16 protein-coding genes and 1 pseudogene are annotated in these 18,026 nt (G+C 33.6%); 9 read left to right on the top strand and 8 right to left on the bottom strand.

Annotated features, from left to right (window positions below; all coding sequences use genetic code 11):
* Positions 1 to 103 precede the first annotated feature (103 nt).
* The 7 genes from ACFQZ1_RS01565 to ACFQZ1_RS01535 all read right to left on the bottom strand — a co-directional run bounded on the left by ACFQZ1_RS01565 (position 104) and on the right by ACFQZ1_RS01535 (position 8,449).
* Positions 104 to 307, bottom strand: a complete 204-nt coding sequence (locus tag ACFQZ1_RS01565) for a YbdD/YjiX family protein (protein WP_377880348.1) — start codon at positions 305 to 307, stop codon at positions 104 to 106.
* A complete protein-coding gene (locus ACFQZ1_RS01560) occupies positions 300 to 2,375 on the bottom strand; it encodes a carbon starvation CstA family protein (RefSeq protein ID WP_377880347.1) in 2,076 nt (691 codons plus the stop codon). Before ACFQZ1_RS01560 ends, ACFQZ1_RS01565 begins: the two co-directional genes overlap by 8 nt.
* Before the next feature lie 123 nt (positions 2,376 to 2,498).
* Positions 2,499 to 3,215: a LytR/AlgR family response regulator transcription factor gene (locus tag ACFQZ1_RS01555; RefSeq protein WP_377880346.1), complete on the bottom strand. Its 717-nt coding sequence runs from the start codon at positions 3,213 to 3,215 to the stop codon at positions 2,499 to 2,501.
* A gap of 155 nt (positions 3,216 to 3,370) precedes the next feature.
* A complete protein-coding gene (locus ACFQZ1_RS01550) occupies positions 3,371 to 4,570 on the bottom strand; it encodes an MFS transporter (protein WP_377880345.1) in 1,200 nt (399 codons plus the stop codon).
* 310 nt (positions 4,571 to 4,880) lie between these two features.
* Positions 4,881 to 5,621: a WecB/TagA/CpsF family glycosyltransferase gene (locus ACFQZ1_RS01545; protein WP_377880344.1), complete on the bottom strand. Its 741-nt coding sequence runs from the start codon at positions 5,619 to 5,621 to the stop codon at positions 4,881 to 4,883.
* A gap of 257 nt (positions 5,622 to 5,878) precedes the next feature.
* Positions 5,879 to 6,979: a glycosyltransferase gene (locus tag ACFQZ1_RS01540; protein ID WP_377880343.1), complete on the bottom strand. Its 1,101-nt coding sequence runs from the start codon at positions 6,977 to 6,979 to the stop codon at positions 5,879 to 5,881.
* Between the two features lie 87 nt (positions 6,980 to 7,066).
* Complete coding sequence (locus tag ACFQZ1_RS01535; RefSeq protein ID WP_377880342.1) at positions 7,067 to 8,449, bottom strand: O-antigen ligase family protein; 1,383 nt, start codon at positions 8,447 to 8,449, stop codon at positions 7,067 to 7,069.
* A gap of 306 nt (positions 8,450 to 8,755) precedes the next feature.
* On the opposite strand from ACFQZ1_RS01535, the gene ACFQZ1_RS01530 reads away from it, so the two are divergent.
* The 3 genes and pseudogenes from ACFQZ1_RS01530 to ACFQZ1_RS01520 all read left to right on the top strand — a co-directional run bounded on the left by ACFQZ1_RS01530 (position 8,756) and on the right by ACFQZ1_RS01520 (position 11,077).
* Complete coding sequence (locus ACFQZ1_RS01530) at positions 8,756 to 9,388, top strand: trimeric intracellular cation channel family protein (protein ID WP_377880341.1); 633 nt, start codon at positions 8,756 to 8,758, stop codon at positions 9,386 to 9,388.
* Positions 9,389 to 9,772: 384 nt separating this feature from the next.
* Positions 9,773 to 10,321 (top strand): annotated as a pseudogene (locus tag ACFQZ1_RS01525) (protoglobin domain-containing protein); the annotation flags it as partial.
* Positions 10,322 to 10,375: 54 nt separating this feature from the next.
* Positions 10,376 to 11,077, top strand: a complete 702-nt coding sequence (locus tag ACFQZ1_RS01520; RefSeq protein WP_377880480.1) for a methyl-accepting chemotaxis protein — start codon at positions 10,376 to 10,378, stop codon at positions 11,075 to 11,077.
* 102 nt (positions 11,078 to 11,179) lie between these two features.
* Here the strand turns inward: ACFQZ1_RS01520 and ACFQZ1_RS01515 are convergent, their stop codons facing one another.
* On the bottom strand, positions 11,180 to 12,520 hold the full coding sequence (locus ACFQZ1_RS01515) for a glycosyltransferase family 39 protein (RefSeq protein WP_377880340.1): 1,341 nt from the start codon (positions 12,518 to 12,520) through the stop codon (positions 11,180 to 11,182).
* 269 nt (positions 12,521 to 12,789) lie between these two features.
* Between ACFQZ1_RS01515 and ACFQZ1_RS01510 the strand changes: the two genes are divergently transcribed.
* The 6 genes from ACFQZ1_RS01510 to ACFQZ1_RS01485 all read left to right on the top strand — a co-directional run bounded on the left by ACFQZ1_RS01510 (position 12,790) and on the right by ACFQZ1_RS01485 (position 17,968).
* Complete coding sequence (locus ACFQZ1_RS01510; RefSeq protein ID WP_377880339.1) at positions 12,790 to 13,302, top strand: acyl-CoA thioesterase; 513 nt, start codon at positions 12,790 to 12,792, stop codon at positions 13,300 to 13,302.
* 217 nt (positions 13,303 to 13,519) lie between these two features.
* On the top strand, positions 13,520 to 14,248 hold the full coding sequence (locus ACFQZ1_RS01505; protein ID WP_377880337.1) for a glycosyltransferase family 2 protein: 729 nt from the start codon (positions 13,520 to 13,522) through the stop codon (positions 14,246 to 14,248).
* Between the two features lie 6 nt (positions 14,249 to 14,254).
* Complete coding sequence (locus tag ACFQZ1_RS01500; protein ID WP_377880336.1) at positions 14,255 to 14,605, top strand: DUF2304 domain-containing protein; 351 nt, start codon at positions 14,255 to 14,257, stop codon at positions 14,603 to 14,605.
* Position 14,606: 1 nt separating this feature from the next.
* Positions 14,607 to 14,948, top strand: a complete 342-nt coding sequence (locus ACFQZ1_RS01495; protein ID WP_377880335.1) for a DMT family transporter — start codon at positions 14,607 to 14,609, stop codon at positions 14,946 to 14,948.
* Between the two features lie 34 nt (positions 14,949 to 14,982).
* Positions 14,983 to 16,266, top strand: a complete 1,284-nt coding sequence (locus ACFQZ1_RS01490) for an ArnT family glycosyltransferase (protein ID WP_377880334.1) — start codon at positions 14,983 to 14,985, stop codon at positions 16,264 to 16,266.
* A gap of 247 nt (positions 16,267 to 16,513) precedes the next feature.
* The gene (locus tag ACFQZ1_RS01485; protein ID WP_377880333.1) at positions 16,514 to 17,968 is read left to right on the top strand and encodes an oligosaccharide flippase family protein; all 1,455 of its coding nucleotides are present in this window, start codon (positions 16,514 to 16,516) and stop codon (positions 17,966 to 17,968) included.
* Positions 17,969 to 18,026 lie beyond the last annotated feature (58 nt).

Below are 18,026 nucleotides of genomic sequence, written 5' to 3'. Positions count from 1 at the left end.
ATATTATATTCCTATAATTCCCAAACTTTTCTTTATATGTTTCACGTGAAACTTTAGCATAAAAAAAGGAGCGAGATATCGCTCCTTTTTTACTATATTCTCTTTAACAACATCTAGAAACTTTACCGCCCTTCGCATTAAATCTTGCTTCTTGCGCTTCAGCAAAAAATTGTTTTCGAGATAATACAATTTCATTTGGATGGTGTTGTTTCATATGAGCAACATACTTCTCATAGCTAGGTACACCGACAAGCAAACTAATAAATTGTTGTCGATATCTCCACATGCTTATCATTATTTTAAGCATAATGCTGTACCTCGCTTTCATCGCGGGGAACATACGCCGCTTCTTTTAATGGAGTTGCTTTATTGTTCAATACTTGTATCCATAGTCTAATAGATGATATCAGTACCGCAATTACAACAAGCATGAAAATTCCACAAAGCGCCGCATCGATATAATCATTAAAAATAATTTGTTTCATTTGTGCCACGTTTTTCGCCGGTGCTAATAATTTTCCTTTATCTAGTGCACTTTGGAACACTTTTGCATGAGAGAGGAATCCAATTTTCGGATTTTCATGAAATAACTTTTGATAACCAGCTGTCATTGTAACAATCAGTAACCATGTTGTCGGAACAAGCGTCACCCAGACATATGCCTTTTTTCCCATTTTAAACAAAACAGTCGTTCCAAGTAATAATGCAATTCCAGCTAACATTTGATTTGCTATTCCAAAGAGCGGCCATAACGTATTGATACCGCCAAGTGGATCAATTACCCCTTGATATAAGAAATATCCCCATCCTAGTACACAAAGCGTTGTTGCAACGATATTAGAAAACATAGAATCTGTCTTTGCAAATGGTTTATAAACGTGCCCTAAAATATCTTGAATCATAAACCGACCAACACGTGTTCCGGCATCAATAGTTGTTAAGATGAAGAGCGCTTCAAACAAAATTGCAAAGTGATACCAAAATGCCATTAATGCTTTTCCGCCAATTACTTGAGAGAAAATATGAGCCATCCCAATCGCGAACGTCGGTGCCCCGCCTGTACGAGATAGTATCGTTTGTTCTCCTACATTTACGGCCAGTTCCTTCAATTCATTTGGCGTCACAGTAAACCCCCAAGAACCAATTACTTGTGCCGCTTGTGTTACATCCGTTCCAATGACTGCTGGCGGACTATTAATTGCAAAATATGTACCTGGTGTTAGTACACAAGCTGCAATCATTGCCATCGCTGCAACAAATGATTCCGCGAGCATAGCACCGTAACCAATTGGCTTTGCATGTCCTTCCCTTTCTATCATTTTCGGAGTTGTACCAGAAGAAACAAGTGCATGGAAGCCAGATACAGCTCCGCAAGCAATTGTAATAAATAAGAATGGGAATAAATTCCCTGCAAATACTGGACCCGTTCCATCAATGAATTTTGAAACTGCCGGCATTTGTAAATCTGGTGCAACAATCACAATACCAAGCGCTAAACCAACAATGGTTCCAATCTTTAAAAATGTACTTAAATAATCACGCGGTGCAAGTAATAACCAAACAGGCATTGCAGAAGCAATAAATCCATAAATAATAAGCATAATTGCAATCGTTTCACCTTTAAATGTAAACATGGTAGCAAGCGTTGGGCTTTCTGCTACATACTGACCCGTCACAAGCGACAAAAGAAGTAAAATAATACCGATAACTGAACCTTCTCCAACACGACCTGGACGAATATAACGCATATATACACCCATTAAAATTGCAATTGGAATTGTTGCTGCAATCGTAAACATTCCCCATGGGCTTCCTACAAGTGCTTTCACCACAACAAGAGCTAATACCGCTAATAAAATAATCATAATTCCCAAAATACCAATCATTGCAATAAAACCTGTTACAGGACCAATCTCTTCTTTAATCATTTCACCAAGTGACTTTCCATTACGTCGCATAGATGCGAACAAAATCACGAAATCTTGTACAGCTCCAGCTAGTACAACCCCAACAATAATCCAAATCGTTCCTGGCAGATATCCCATCTGTGCAGCTAAGATGGGACCAACTAATGGCCCAGCTCCAGCAATTGCCGCAAAGTGATGCCCAAATAAAACCCATTTATTTGTCGGAACGTAATCTTTCCCATCATTCAAAAGTTCTGCCGGTGTTTTTCGATTATCATCCAATTCAAAAACTTTTCTTGCAATAAATTTACTATAAAACCGATATGCAACGGCATATACGGAAACAGCAGCAACAAGCAACCAAACTGCATTAATTGTTTCACCGCGAGATAACGCTAAAACAGCAAATCCCGCTGCTCCTAAAGCTGTGATTACACCCCAAAGTAAAATAGATTTCCACGCTTTCAATAATAATCCCCCCTAAAGTTATACCTTAGAGGGAATTGTACTAAACTTTCTGAATATTTAAAAATAATATTCCTTATGATGAAGATTTTCTATTTTAACATGTCCAAATTATTCCATAACCTGTTACAACTCAATTTTATTTCGAAGTCGTTTTACATAATTTCGACTAACAGGTATTGGCTGGTTATCATACCTTTTCAAATATAAGTTATACGTTCCGTTATAGTAAGGCTTTAATTCTCGCACATATATAACGTTAATAAGATAACTTTTATGAACACGTAAAAAATCGTATACCGCTAACTTACCTTCTAACTCTTGCAATGTATACGTTGAGATATATTGATTATCAGTTGTGTAAATTGAAACTGTTTTATTTTCTTTATTCTTGCTTATATATACAATATCGTCTGGAAGGATATAGGTAATTCCTTCATGACATTCAATCGGAAGCTTTTGCAATCGATTCTTCTCTCGTGTTACTATTTCTTGCTCAATACTATGCAATAAAAACTGCAAGTCCTCCTGCTTAAATGGTTGTAATAAGTAGTAAAACGCGTGAAAACGAAATGATATAATTGCATCTTTCATATCGTTTCCTGTAAATATAAACTTTGTATGTAATGTTAATTGGCGCAGCAATCCTGCGACCTCAAAGCCAGTTGCATCTGGTAATTGTGTATCTAAAAAAATAAAGTCCGGCGTATATTTTTTCGCTATTTGTAGTGATTCCATTCCTGTTTTCGCTTCAAAGCACTCCAAATTCTTCACATGTTCTTTAAAAAAATCTATTAATTGTCCTCTATTTTCTTCTTGTTCATTTACGATTAAAATTTTCATATCTGCCCAACCACCTAATCCTTTTGTCCATACGCCTTGTTGTATACATTCGCTTTTTTAGAAATAATCCCTTTTTATAAACAAGTTTTCTATCAAATATATCATGTTTTTGTTAGAAAACAACGAAAAGGAAGCTTTACACAGCTTCCTTTCCGTTATATTAATTCTTGTTGTTTTGTTTCTTTCCCGAGCATAAGTACAGCAAGGGCACCAATTACAATAGCTATACAAAAGATCATAAAGATAAAAGAGAGAGAAGCATGCACAGCTACGAGATAGCCAACTAATAATGGTCCTAAAATACCACCGATGCGGCCAAATGCCGCTGCCATCCCAGCTCCTGTACCACGGATGACCGTCGGATACTGCTCTGGCGTATACGCATATAATGCTCCCCAAGCTCCTAAATTAAAGAAAGATAGCAACATACCTGAGATCATCAGCATAAGAAGTGAGTTTGCTGCTCCAAAGAAGTACGCACTACATGCCGTTCCAAGTAGGTATGTAATTAACACAAACTTTCGGCCAAAGCGTTCAATAAACCAAGCAGCTGTAAAATATCCCGGAAGCTGCGCAAGTGTCATAATTAATACATATTCAAAGCTTTTAATTAAACTAAATCCTTTTAATACTAATACACTTGGAAGCCAAAGGAACATTCCATAATAAGAAAACACAACACAAAACCATAAAATCCAGAGCATAACAGTTGCTCTTCTATACTCCCCAGACCAAACAGCCTTTATGTTTGCAAATACGGATTGTCTTTGCTGTACTTTTTGAAATTGTGGTGAATCCGGCAAACCCCATCGTAAATATAATGCATAAAAGGCTGGAATTGCACTTAAAACCATCGCTGTTTGCCAACCGTATGTCGGAATAACAAAATATGAAATAAGAGCAGCAATTAACCATCCGCCGGCCCAAAAGCTTTCTAATAAAACAACAATTTTACCACGTTCATGCGCTGCAACACTTTCAGATACAAGTGTTGATGCAACCGGTAGCTCTCCTCCGAGTCCCATTCCAATGAGAAAACGAAATACAAGAAATACAGTTAATGTTGTTGATAAAGCTGTTAAGCCACTACCAACCGAAAATAATAATAATGTAATAATAAAAACAGATTTACGACCTATTTTATCTGCTAATATTCCAAAGATAAGTGCTCCAACTGCCATTCCAATAGAGTTAATACTACCAATCCATCCCATTTGCTGTGCACTAAGCTGCCATTCTTTTTGCAGTGCAGCAATAATAAACGAAAGCATCCCCACATCCATTGCATCAAATAGCCAACCAAGCCCAGCAATTCCAAGAAGCTTTCGATTCGAGATTTCTGTAACTTTCCCCACTAGAGGTCCTCCTTACAAAGATGTCTTTACACCCCATTTTACATATGTACATTACATAAGTAAAATACTTTTTTGTTTACTAATACCTACATAAACCTTATCTTTCCCATCAAAAAAACACTCATACATATGTGTTTTACTCCATGAAATAAAGTGAAACTTCCATCAGTGGGGATTTTCTTCATCCCCCACCTATCTTCTTGGCCTCTCGCTGAATCTTTAGGCGAGGGGCTTACTGCCCGCGAATAGCGGGATGAAAAGACGAGTTACATATACAGGTTTTCATAGAAAAAAGGTAGCAAAATATTTGCTACCTTTTCGACCGAATCACTTCTTTTAAAAACTCAACTAATACAAGTTGACGACGCCAGCGTGTTGGATTGCTGCATAAACGATAAAACCATTCTAAATGAATAGCTTGAATCCATTTTGGGGCACGCTTTACTTCTCCTGCCCAAACGTCAAAACTTCCTCCAACACCAACAGCTACTTTTGTATTTAAACGATGTTTATTATGCTGAATAAAATTTTCTTGTCTTGGAAATCCAAGTGCAACAAGTAAAATATCTGGTTTCGCTTCTTGAATACGCGCAATAATATCTTCTTCTTGCTCTTGTTTAAAATATCCATCTTGTATACCTGCAATAGATACTGCTGCATATCTTTCTGTTAAAGTTTGAGCTGCTCTTTCTACAACGTGTGGCTTTGCTCCAAGTAAAAAAACAGATACCGATTTCTTCTCTTGTGATAATGTTTTAAATAAATCACTCATCAAATCAAAACCTGCTACACGCTCTTTTAACGGTGTACCTAGCATGCCGCTTGCCTTTACAACGCCAATTCCATCTGGAGTAATAATGTCTGCCTGAAGAAGCGTTTCATGGAATTTAGCATCCTTTTTTGCACACATCACAATTTCGGGATTTGCCGTTACAACTTGAAATGTATTCTCTTGTTCCTTTTCTAGCTGCTGCATCACATATCGAATTGTTTCTTCCATTGTCATCGTTGAGAAGGGCACACCTAAAATATCAATTGTTTGCACTGCCATATTTAAAATCCTCTCTATTTTAAATATCTTTTCTATTTCTATAAAGTGAAACTTCCATCAGTGAACGCTTTCCTCACTGATGGTTAGTTGAACCAATCGGGCTCTTACAGGCAGTCAAACTTCTCTGATTTAGCTAAATATATTACTGCCTGTTTGAGCGGGATAAAGTGAAACTTCCATCAGTGAATACTCTCCTCACCGATGGTCAATTAGCTCTGTTAATTCCTAGTTTGTAGGCTAATTTAACATAAAAGTTATTATGATAAAAGATTTTCATACGCTTTATGCGTATCTTCATATAACTTTCGCAAAGAAAAGTGAGAAGACGCATGCATATACAAACGCTCACCCATTTCCACCAGCTCGCCATTCTTCCATTTTTCATACGCTTCCTCTAACGCATGAGCAAGAGCTGAAGCATCGCCAGTAGGAATAATCCAGCCGTATGTCTCATCAACAATGAGCTGTGACATATCACCGACATCTGTAGCAATAGACGTTAAACGTTGATTTGCCGCTTCTAATAAAACGAGCGAGAAACTTTCACTGTGCGATGTAAGTAAATTAATATCTGCTGCTGCGTATAATTCTTTCACATCTTGACGATGCCCTAAAAATAACACTTTATCTTCTATTCTTTTTTGTTTTACCATTTCTTTTAACTCATTCTCGATTGGTCCATCGCCAAGTAACAACACTTTTATATTTGGAATTGTTATGTTTTGCAACGCTTCAAATAATATCTCGTGCCCTTTAACTGGATGAAGACGCGCTACTTGAATCGCTGTAAATACGCCTGCTGGTATACCGAATTGTTCCTCTAGATTATAAGGTTTTGCAGGTGTAGAATCATATTCAATTCCATTATAGATTGTACAAATTTTCTCCTCGGGTACACCTAGTGTTACCGTATTTCTCTTAAAACGTTCTGTAATTGCAAAAAACAAATCAATATTCTTAAATGAACGTAAATTTAACTTTGTAAAAATCCAGCCTTTTAAACCACGTTTCATAAAATCAAGTGTTGGATCACTGTGAACGGTTGTAACCCATTTAGCGCTGATCTTTCTTTTTAATAGGGAAAGATAAAAATTTGCTCTTGCTCCGTGTGTATGAACGATATCAAAACGTCCTTCATTAATAAAAGAACGTATTTTTGAAAGAATAGATATATCATAGCGAGATGATTGTGAAATAACGTGTACTCTTATCCCTAATGCTCTCGCTTCGTTTGCAATTGCTCCTTCTTCAAATACTGCTAATTCTACTTCATCTTTCGGAAATTGCGACAAAAGTGAAATAATATGCGTTTTTCCGCCGCCTGTTTCTGCTCCAGCATTCATATGTAACACTTTCATCTCTTTCTTCCTCCATCAATATATTTTCTCCTTATTTTACTATAGCAAAAAATAAAAGCTAACATAATGCTAGCTTTTATTTTTCCATCATTCTATTTCTAAATCAACGATTAAATATGCTAATAATACAACAAAGAAAATACTTACTCCTGGCGCCGTTAACACATGTCCTGCTGTAAAAGAAATTCCTAACGCTAAAGCAAGGCCAGCAGCTAACAATGCATACTTGACTGTAAACACATCACGAAATCTCGTTACTAATACCATTAGGATTCTCAAACCATAATACACAAACGGAATCATGAGGAAAATGAAACCTATAATTCCAAATGTGTAAAACAAATCATGGAAATCCCTTTCAATTAATTTTGGATATTCTTTAAAGTTTCCGCCATATCCCATACCAAGTAACTTCTGTGACATAGGTGCTTCATTATAAAAATCTTTATACATCTTTACAAACAGTTCACGTCCGCTAAAGATTAGAGCTTGCGTTTCAGCCTTCTGTTCTTCTTCTTTTTCTTTTTTAACCTCTTCTTTTGTAGCATGATCTTTTTTATGTTCTTTTTTATGTTCTTTTTGTGCTACCTGTTGTTGTTCAAAAATTTGAACATGAAGTCCCATATTTTTATATATTGGGGAGAATGGCAAATATCCTAATACCCCTACAAATACAACTATTGCAATAAAACCATTTAACAAATACGGCTTTTTCTTAGGCTCTTTACGTTGTAAAAATGCTTGTATAAAGCACATAAAAATAGCAATAGCAAATGTACCAACAATAGCTCCAAACCCTACTTTTGTACCAACTGCAAACAATGAAAATATCATTAAGATAGATGGAATCCAAAAATAACTCTTTGCCAAACTTGTTGTTTTTTCAATAGAATACAAAATGACCACTGGACATAGTATCGCTAAAATAGATCCAAGTTCATTTCCTGCATAAAACCAGCCTCGTGATCCTTCTTTTACATATTCGTAACTATTATAATCCGTCCCAGTTGCAACAGCTACAACCATAGTCACATTTATAATTAAAGCTGCATATGCCATGTAATTTCTCATTTTTGTATGAATTGATTCTTTCATCTTTAATGACTTAAAGACTAGAATATAACAACTTAGCATCACGAATGGATATAATGTTTTTGCAATAAACTTAATCTCTTCTCCTCGTAACATTGGATCCTTAATCATTATATTATTTAAAAACCCTAATCCAAGGACAATACCTAATCCAAGCAAATATATAATATATTTTCGATTTTCCTTAACACGTAATTGCATCAGAATATAAATACCACCAAGAGCCATAACAAATAAGCGTGCTATTATTCCAACCGTCGCATCAATTTTGAGAACTAGAATACAAAACGATGTAAGTAAGTCTATAATTGGCTGCAATATAATAAAAATCAATAGAAATTGCTCAAATTTATAGCTTAAACTATTGTTATTTAACATCTCTATCCTCCATAAGTATTGTTACTTTAATCTAAATAATAAGTATCTTAATTCGCTCCAAATACATATTATAGCATAATTTCTCAATGGACTAAGTAGTATTTTCATATGATTTTAGTTAAGTAAAAAAATATGGCATAATCTTATTTTTATTTATGAACCTCTTATTGTTAAATAGCATTTTCAAACGCTTTCTTTTCTCATCCATTCATTTTTTTTACATGTAGCGAAACAGCAATTGTTATTTTCATAACTTTAGTGTATATTCTTTGCTTGGAACATCTTTAGAAGGAAGGGATTGGAGCGATGTTTTTAATTGACGTATTTACATTTCTCGGCATTATTGCTGCTGCCATTTCTGGTACATTAGTAGGTTTAAAAAAAGAACTTGATTTATTTGGTGTCCTTTGTTTATCTGTAGCAACTGCACTTGGCGGCGGGATAATTCGCGATGTTATGATTGGAAACTTACCTCCAGTTGCATTTGTTCAACCCATTTACTTTTTCATTAGCATCTTAGCTGCATTATTTACTTGTATGTTTTTTGAAAGAATTCATAAATTACAAGTTGTTATTATGCTCTCAGACGCTGTTGGTTTAGGCGTATTTACTGCCATCGGGGCAAATGCAGCCATTACCCATCATATGACTGCTTCTTTCTTAGTTGTTTCTATGGGAGTAATTACAGGCATTGGCGGTGGCATTTTGCGCGATATTTGCGCTCAAGATATCCCATATGTCTTTCGTAAAGAAATTTATGCAATTGCCTCCATTTTAGGTGCAATTAGCTTTCTTATTACGTATGAAACAGGATCACACGTATTAGCTTTCTATATTTGTTTACTTGTAACATTTACTATACGTGTTGTAACTTTTATCTATAATGTACATTTTCCAGTCTTTTTTAAGACACATGCAAAAATCCATAAAGGTCATTGATCTATTTTCATAAAAAAGAGAATTCTACCATGAATTCTCTTTTTTTTTTTGCGTTATATAAATCCTTTAAATTTTATATAACAATATAGAGAAAAAACAAAAAAATAGCTATAATAAAGTGAAGCTTCCATTAGTGGGGGGGGTTTTTCATCCTCCACTGATGAAAGCCCGACCAATCGAGCTTTTACGGGCAGTAAGACCCTACCTATCTCCTTCGCTTTGTTCGAAATCGTGAGGTGTGGGTCTTACTGCCCAAAAAATAGGGGGATAAATGCAATACCAAACATTGCAAACGCTTTATAGGGGAAAGTTCTATCGACAAGGAATTCCGTAGAGTCTTACTGCTCCGGGATACCAGGATAAATATATACAGGGGGAACAATCATGCTAAGTCTTTTTAAAAAGGAAGGTAGTCAAACAAAAGAAAAGAGTATAAAAGAAAAAAGCAAAGGCCACACAGTAACATTTCTTGTTCCTGCAGATTCTGATTTGGCAGCACAGATGGAAATGCTACACGTAACAAAAGAGGATTTACAGATTGTAAAAGTACTACAGCCTTTTGTTTATGAACAGCTCGATTGGATTACTAAAAAATTCTATGAGAATATTACAAAACAACCGCACCTCATAAATATTATTGAAAAATATAGTTCAGTTCCAAAGTTACAAGCAACGTTAAAAAAACATATTGAACAATTATTTAGCGGCGATATTGACGAAGAATTTATTCAACGCCGAACTCAAATCGCGCGAAGACATGTAAAAATTGGATTACATAGAAAGTGGTATACATCTGCATATCAAGAATTATTCCGAGCCATTATTAAAATTCTAGAAGAAAAATTCACAAAAATTGAAGATTTCAGCTGTGCTGTTCACGTACTAAACAAACTCTTTACACTCGAGCAAGAGCTTGTTTTAACGGCATACGAACAAGAATATGAAGCAATTCGAAAAGGGCATGAACAAGAAAAAGAAGTTGCTCAAATGACAATTAGCCATATTGCTCAAGAACTTGCTGCTGTATCAGAAGAAACAAGTGCTTCTATTCAGCAATTAACAACGCAATCAGAAAACATTATTGATATTGCCAAAACAGGTACATCATTAGCAATACAATCAGAACAAAAAGCAACTCAAGGAAAACAGCAGCTTCATATTCAAAATCAACGAATGGAAATCATGAAAAGCAGCATGCAAACAATTATTCAAGATACACAAGAACTACTGGTTATTTCGAAGAAAATTAACGAAATTATTGATATTGTAAAATCAATTGCGGATCAAACAAATTTACTTGCTTTAAATGCAGCGATTGAATCTGCACGTGCTGGTGAATTTGGAAAAGGATTTGCCGTTGTAGCAGGAGAAATCCGCAAGTTATCCGAGCAAACAAAAGAATCTATTTCAAATGTGACGAAGCTTGTTGAAAAAACAAATGAACAAATTACACACGTTTCATCCTCTGTTGAACAAATTAATAGCCTTGTCTCTGAGGGAACAAATAGTATGAATGAAACTGATAATTATTTCGAAGAAATTGTAAACGATATGTTTAACTCAAAAGAACAAAATCAAAAAATTGAAAATGAACTTGAATTAATTACACATGTTATAAAGACAATTGAAGATGCTTCTGCAAAAATGGCCTTAACAGCTGACAATTTAATGTCCGAATTAAAGCGATAAAGTGAAACTTCCATCAGTGGGGATTTTCTTCATCCCCCACTGACGGAAGCTTCACCTCACTATTTATGCATGATAAAAAAGAATCCTACTTAGAGGATTCTTTTATTTTTTAAAAAATAGCTTTTGACAATATTGATATATCATATATATCCCATAGCTCTGTAATATCAATAAACTAGGGACTAGTATACCATCATATACAGTATGTATATTCATAGATTTTGTAAATAAATAACCTACAAAAACAAATAGAAAAAACATATAACTTCCATTCCCCTGTTTTTGGAATAGAAGATGTAACATAGCAATTGCCGAAAATATCGAAATTACTATATATACGATATAACCAACTTTAATAAGGGTATTTTGTATTTCTGGTTTCTGTAATTTCTCTAAACTCATTCGAATAGACGAAAACCGATCCATCTCTATTTTTTTCAAATTTTTATTTATAGAATCTACAGTATACTCTTTTTTCTCTTGTTCTGTTGTTTTTTCATTTTCTCCTACTAATACAGATTGAACATACCGATTATGTGTAAATGTATGTTGTAGACTACTTGATTTTTCCAACGCGTAACCTACTCCATAATGAACACCATAAAATATAACGCATACACCTACTATTTTAAAAAGTACTTTTTTTCGTTCTGTACTTTGCAAAACTTCCACCACTATAAGGTACATAACAAGAACTATAATCAAAAATAAGCCTAATGGACGAATTATATTACTAACAGCAAACAAAGAAGCAGCCACTCCCCACATATACGGGTGACTTAAACCTTTATATATAAGTAAGTAACATGCAAAATAAAATAAACACGTCGCTAAATGTTCATTTGTTAACACAGAACAAAGTACAATATTAGGAATATAAAAAGCATACAACATAGCTGCAATTCGGCCGCATTCTTCATGAAATAGCGTAGAAGCAAGCTGGTAAATAAAAAAAGCTGTAGCTGCACAATATAAGATATTACACACCTTTAATACAAAAGTTGCATCTCCGAGAAGATGAATAAAAAAAGATTCGTACATTATAAAAGGTAATTGTGTGATATCTATCCCACTAAAACTGATAGTTCCTTGCCCAATCTGCCTAGCGGCCTCATACATCACCTTCGCATTACCTTCAAGCGGGGCTCCTATCGACACAATTGATAGAAAACGGAGTACCACCGTACTTGAGATGAGAAAAAGAATAAATTGTTTACTCGTAAATCGATATTGTAAAATAGATGTAGCCAGCAAAATTAAAATGATACAAACACCTAATATGATTACTAAACTGGAAGAGTTCATATCAAAAATATTGCTTACCTCTTCAAAAGAAAACCAAAATGAATATCCAAAAAAGAGGAACATGAGTCCAACTACTATCTTGTTAAAAAAAGAATGAAGACCTATCTGTACATTACTCATAATTCTATTGTATTGCACCTCTTTTTCCCTTTGTTAAAGGGTATCTATCCCCTTAACTTCATATTTTTAACAAAATGATTTTATCACGAATAAAGAGAGTGCTGGTAGCCTATTTCTATGACAAAGCTAGTAACATCACATATTCTCCTTGCAATGTAAGCGAAATCTCTTTTACACTACAATCTATATAGTGTGAAACTTCTATTCACTAATGATTATAAATAATGAACAGAACAAATCGAGTTCTTATGGGAATCATTAGAACAAAATAAACAGGAGTAGATAATATGGAAAAGAAATTTATGAGAGAATCTAAGGCGATAAAAACAACACGTGTTTTTCCGAATGACTTAAACAACCATCAAACATTATTTGGTGGAAAATTATTAGCAGAAATTGATAGCATTGCTTCTATCGCAGCTGCACGTCATAGCCGTAAACACTGTGTGACAGCTTCTATCGATTCTGTTGACTTTTTAACACCTATTCATCAAACTGATTCTGTTTGCTATGAAGCATTCGTTTGTTATACAGGAAGATCTTCTATGGAAGTATTCGTAAAAGTCGTTGCAGAGGATTTATTAGGTGGTGAACGTCGCATTGCTGCTACTTGCTTCATTACTTTCGTGGCATTAGAGGACGGAAAACCATCCTCTGTACCAGGTGTAATTGCTGAAACAGAAGAAGAGCATTGGTTATATAATACAGGTGCCGAACGTGCCGAAAAACGAAAAATGAACCGATTAAAAAGTAAAGAAATGGCAGAAGTACTAACAATTCAAAAACCGTGGAATGTATAAAATTTATTTTTTCAATAAAATATATCTCTTTTGGTGAATATGTCTTGAGCATATTCACCATTTTTTTACTCAAAATATTAGAATTCCCCTTTTCCTTCTAAAAATTTACATAACTTATTCTTTATCTTGCTATATCTTTGGTGGTATATTAAGGAAGATGTGTCCAAATAAAACCATTTAATATTAATAATTATTTTACTTAAAGGATGGTGCAATAATGGCTACGGAAATACCAATTTCAATCCTGAAAACGTTGATTATTATTCCTGCCTATAACGAGGAAGAGGCAATTGGGGATACACTTACAAGACTATTAGAGCTCAAAAAGCATTTCACGACATTAGATATTTGTGTTATTAACGATGGCTCACAAGACAAGACTGCAGAAATTGTGCGAACATTTAACGTAAACCTTGTAAATTTGCCATATAATCTCGGCATTGGCTCTGCTGTGCAAACTGGATACAAATATGCATATGAAAACGGCTATGAAATCGCAATACAATTTGACGCCGATGGTCAACATAATCCCGAAGACTTATATAAAATTATTCAACCCGTTGCAGAAAATGAATGTGACATGGTTCTTGGTTCTCGATTTACTGAAAAAACCGAATATAGAGGAAGTGTTTCCAGAAGAATTGGAATCTTTTATTTTACTGCATTATTAAAGTTATTAACGAAACAAACATTTATGGATCCAACATCTGGTTATCGTGCAAAAAACCGAAAAGTCATTGAAATATTTGCACATAATTATCCGAAAGATTATCCAGAGCCAGAAGTTTTAATTTCTTTAAAGAAAAAAGGATTACGTATTAAAGAAATCTCCGTAAATATGCAAGAAAGGCAAGGTGGAGAATCTTCTATCACACCTTTAAAATCTATTTATTACATGATTAAAGTAAGCCTATCTATACTCATGCAAAAAATTGTAAAGGGTTGATAACACATGCCGATAATTACCTTTTCATTCATCATTATTATTTTATTATTTTTTCTTATTATCAACTCTATCCGTCGAGGGATGTTAGAAACAAAATACGCTATTTTATGGATTTTTGTTTGTATGTCAATGGCCATCTTAAGTTCTACCGACAAACTTATAAACTGGCTTGGTAAACTACTTAAAGTAGAATATCCACCGTCTATTTTATTCTTATTTGGACTGTTATTTTGCTTTATTTTAATCTTTGATTTAACGCGAAAGTTATCTAAACAACATCATCAACTTGTGACGTTGACACAAGATTACGCGTTATTAAAACAAAAACTGAAAAAAGAGAAGGAGCAGTCAAAATAGAATGTACTATCTCATTTTACTTTTAAATGTATGTTTACTAGTTAGTGGCCAAATTTTATGGAAATTTTCTCTTCAAGGCATTACAGCGTGGAACTTGAATACTATTTTCAAAGTAATCTTCTCTCCTTACTTTATAGGTGGAGGAATTCTTTATGTGCTGGCAACCGCTGTTTGGATTTTTATTCTTTCAAAAATTCCTTTTAGCATTGCTTATCCTCTACAAAGTATGAGTTACATTGTAGGTATGTTAGCTGCGTACTTTGTTTTTAAAGAGCAAATCGCGTTTAGTCAATGGTTCGGGGTTGGACTTATTATTTTAGGGGCTTATTTTATCGCAAAATAAGGCACGATATTTTTTAGAAAGGAACATCATAACAATGAAAATAGATAATTTACATAAAATATATAAAAGTCCTTTATTATATATTTTAATTTTTGCCTTAGCGATTCATATGTATTTTTTAATAAAGAATCCTGGATCAGTATTCCATGAACCTGAAATTTTCGGAAAAGAAGTTTCTACTTATGGCTCTCTTGATGCATCTAAATATGTAAAAATGGCTTGGCAATTACTGCATGATGGTATATATGGTTATGCAGAATCAAAACCAAATGCTTTTGTTACACCAGGACAACCATTTTATTTAGCTGCTATCTTTCAAATTTCCGAGTGGATACATGTTGATCATTTATTACTTGCAAAATTAATAAACATGTTTCTTAACTTGGGAATCATATCGATTATTTACGCAATTTCTAAAGTATTATTTAAAAATGTATATATATCAATTATATCAAGCCTTTTATATACAACTTATTTTTCATCGTATCACTTTTTCAGAACAACGTTAACTGAAATACCATCTATTTTTTTCTTTATGCTCTCTATACTAATATTCTTATTAGTATTACAAAAAGATTCATTTCGATTACATGTCATATTTGGAATCGTTGCTGCTATTACGCTAATGTTTCGCCCAACACCTGCTCCATTACTTCTTATTGCATGGGGTATTATCATATACAGTTATGGATTAAAGAAAGCTATTAAAATCGGGTTCATTTGGTGCATTGGTCCACTATTAATTATGGGTCCTTGGGTTATTCGGAACTTTATTGTATTTGGACATGCCTATCTCTTTTCATCTCATGCAGGAGATCCTTTACTTTCTGGAGCAAATCCGTTTAACCTTTATAATGAGGACAATATGATACAAGATATGTTAAACGCAGGTTACTCCTTATCATCGGAAGATAAAGCATCTTATGCAAAGCACTTAATTAAAGAAGGATTTTATAATGATTTTGCTCTATGGTTCTCATGGTTTACTGTTGGGAAGACAATTACTTTATTTAACAATCCCGATGGAACTTATCTATATTGGAGTTATTTCAAGCCATGGGTGATAGATGCTTTTAAAAATCAGCATTTATTTGTTGTTCTAACTGGTTTATTAGGTTCAATTACATTAAGAAAAAACAAGAAGGTCCTTCTTTTCTCAAGTATAATATGGGGATATATTGCGCTCTCAAATATCTTTTTAGTTATCCTTAGATACGGTTTCTTTATCATTCCATGTATATGTATAATAAGCGGATGTTTTCTAGTTTACTCTTTTAGTGCAATCTATAAAAAATTAACTACGTTAAAAAAAGCATAACGTTCTCCCCCTGCTTACGAACATATGTAAAAAAGGGGGAGAATTAATTTTAAAAATCCACATGCATTACACTTATATTTGTAATCCCTCTAATTATCTTACATAAGAGATACATACATCTTAATCTTCTACATATTTTCATAAAAAATTTGCTCATAACATGAAATAAATCGTATAATTACAAAATGTGTAATAGATAAAACACAAATCATATACTCAATAAAATTATGTATAGAAGGGTCTAGTTATGCAAAAATCATTATTTAAAAACATTTTGTATAAGATTACACTGAATGTCTTTAACGTTATTCTACCCCTACTCGTTGGACCATACGCTTATCGGGCGCTTGGAGCCGATTCAATGGGGACTGTAAACTCAGCTGATACAATTTTCAATTACTTTTTCATTTTTGCTGTATTTGGTATTTATCAATATGGATTAAGAGAAATTAGCTTAATAAAAAATGATAAAAAGAAAGTAAGTCAGCTTTTTACAAACCTTTACCTTATTAATTTCACGACAAGCTTGCTTGCTCTAGCAGCCTTCTTAATATTTAGTTACATCGGTTATGGAAATGAAAAAATATTCCCTGTTTTAGTTATTTTCGGATTTAACTTCATTGCAAATATGTTCTATGTAGAATGGGTAAATGAGGCTCATGAAAACTATGATTTTATTGCAATAAAAACAATCTGTGTCAGATTAACTTACGTTGTGCTATTATTTATAATCGTTCATAATGCGAATGACTATAAACAATTTGCAGCATTATTAGCTCTTTCAACATTTTTAAATCATTTTTCCAGCTTTGTATACATTAAGCGGAAAATAAAATTTGATGTCTCTAATATTAGAATCGTTCCGCACTTAAAACCATTACTATTAGTTGTTATTTTTTCAAACGCAAATATCTTGTACACACAATTAGATCGCTTTTTACTTTTTCAACATTTAGGTGCAAAATATGTCGCTTATTATGTAATGGCTTTTCAAATGATGACGATTATTAATACGCTCATGGTTAGTGTTATTCAAGTTACCATTCCTAGATTATCTTATTTATCTGGAAATGCCGATGAAAAAGAATATGAAACTTTATTAAATAAGATTTCAAAAGTCTATTTTATTACACTCTTTCCATCTGCAATTGGTCTTTTTCTAATTGCCCATGCTGCCGTCGTTATTTACGGTGGAGCGGAATTTGCATCTGCTGGGAATACATTATCTATTTTTGCTCTATATATGGTTTCCCTAGGCATCGAGTCGATTCTATCGAACCAAATTATTTATGTGAAAAAGAAAGAACATATTTTAGTTCGCTTTTTATTCATATGCGGTTTCACAAACCTTGTATTAGATATCTCATTAATTATCTTTCATGTCTTCACACCAGCAACTGCTATTTTCACAACAACGATGGCAAACTGCTTATTAATTGTTTTGGAATATATGTATGTAAAGAAGAAATTAAAAGTAAATTACACATTATTTGATATGGGTAAATTAAAGTATTTATTCTACTCACTAACATTTATTCCGTTAACATTTCTTGTAAAGATGTATTTCAAAAATACAATATCATTTACTGTTATCACAATTGCGATAAATATATTTGCTTACGCCCTTATCCTATTGATAACAAAAGATGAAATTCTCTTTATGCTTCTAAATAAAATAAAATTAAAATTTAAAAAAGCTTAATAAATAAGAGGAAAGGATACCGCATCTTTTCCTCAATTCTCATGTAAACGAAACTTCT

Source organism: Bacillus sp. CGMCC 1.60114 (assembly GCF_042676365.1).
Taxonomy (GTDB): Bacteria; Bacillota; Bacilli; order Bacillales; family Bacillaceae_G; genus Bacillus_A; species Bacillus_A rhizoplanae_A.
The sequence above is the reverse complement of the archived record's forward strand: the minus strand, read 5'-3'. Positions and strand labels throughout refer to the sequence as shown.

What these genes read in the sequence shown, in the direction of transcription:
- ACFQZ1_RS01565 (WP_377880348.1), bottom strand. Translation starts at nt 307, where the DNA reads ATGCTTAAAATAATGATAAGCATGTGGAGATATCGACAACAATTTATT.
- ACFQZ1_RS01555 (WP_377880346.1), bottom strand. Translation starts at nt 3,215, where the DNA reads ATGAAAATTTTAATCGTAAATGAACAAGAAGAAAATAGAGGACAATTA.
- ACFQZ1_RS01545 (WP_377880344.1), bottom strand. Translation starts at nt 5,621, where the DNA reads ATGGCAGTGCAAACAATTGATATTTTAGGTGTGCCCTTCTCAACGATG.
- ACFQZ1_RS01540 (WP_377880343.1), bottom strand. Translation starts at nt 6,979, where the DNA reads ATGAAAGTGTTACATATGAATGCTGGAGCAGAAACAGGCGGCGGAAAA.
- ACFQZ1_RS01535 (WP_377880342.1), bottom strand. Translation starts at nt 8,449, where the DNA reads ATGTTAAATAACAATAGTTTAAGCTATAAATTTGAGCAATTTCTATTG.
- ACFQZ1_RS01530 (WP_377880341.1), top strand. Translation starts at nt 8,756, where the DNA reads ATGTTTTTAATTGACGTATTTACATTTCTCGGCATTATTGCTGCTGCC.
- ACFQZ1_RS01520 (WP_377880480.1), top strand. Translation starts at nt 10,376, where the DNA reads ATGACAATTAGCCATATTGCTCAAGAACTTGCTGCTGTATCAGAAGAA.
- ACFQZ1_RS01510 (WP_377880339.1), top strand. Translation starts at nt 12,790, where the DNA reads ATGGAAAAGAAATTTATGAGAGAATCTAAGGCGATAAAAACAACACGT.
- ACFQZ1_RS01505 (WP_377880337.1), top strand. Translation starts at nt 13,520, where the DNA reads ATGGCTACGGAAATACCAATTTCAATCCTGAAAACGTTGATTATTATT.
- ACFQZ1_RS01500 (WP_377880336.1), top strand. Translation starts at nt 14,255, where the DNA reads ATGCCGATAATTACCTTTTCATTCATCATTATTATTTTATTATTTTTT.
- ACFQZ1_RS01495 (WP_377880335.1), top strand. Translation starts at nt 14,607, where the DNA reads ATGTACTATCTCATTTTACTTTTAAATGTATGTTTACTAGTTAGTGGC.
- ACFQZ1_RS01490 (WP_377880334.1), top strand. Translation starts at nt 14,983, where the DNA reads ATGAAAATAGATAATTTACATAAAATATATAAAAGTCCTTTATTATAT.
- ACFQZ1_RS01485 (WP_377880333.1), top strand. Translation starts at nt 16,514, where the DNA reads ATGCAAAAATCATTATTTAAAAACATTTTGTATAAGATTACACTGAAT.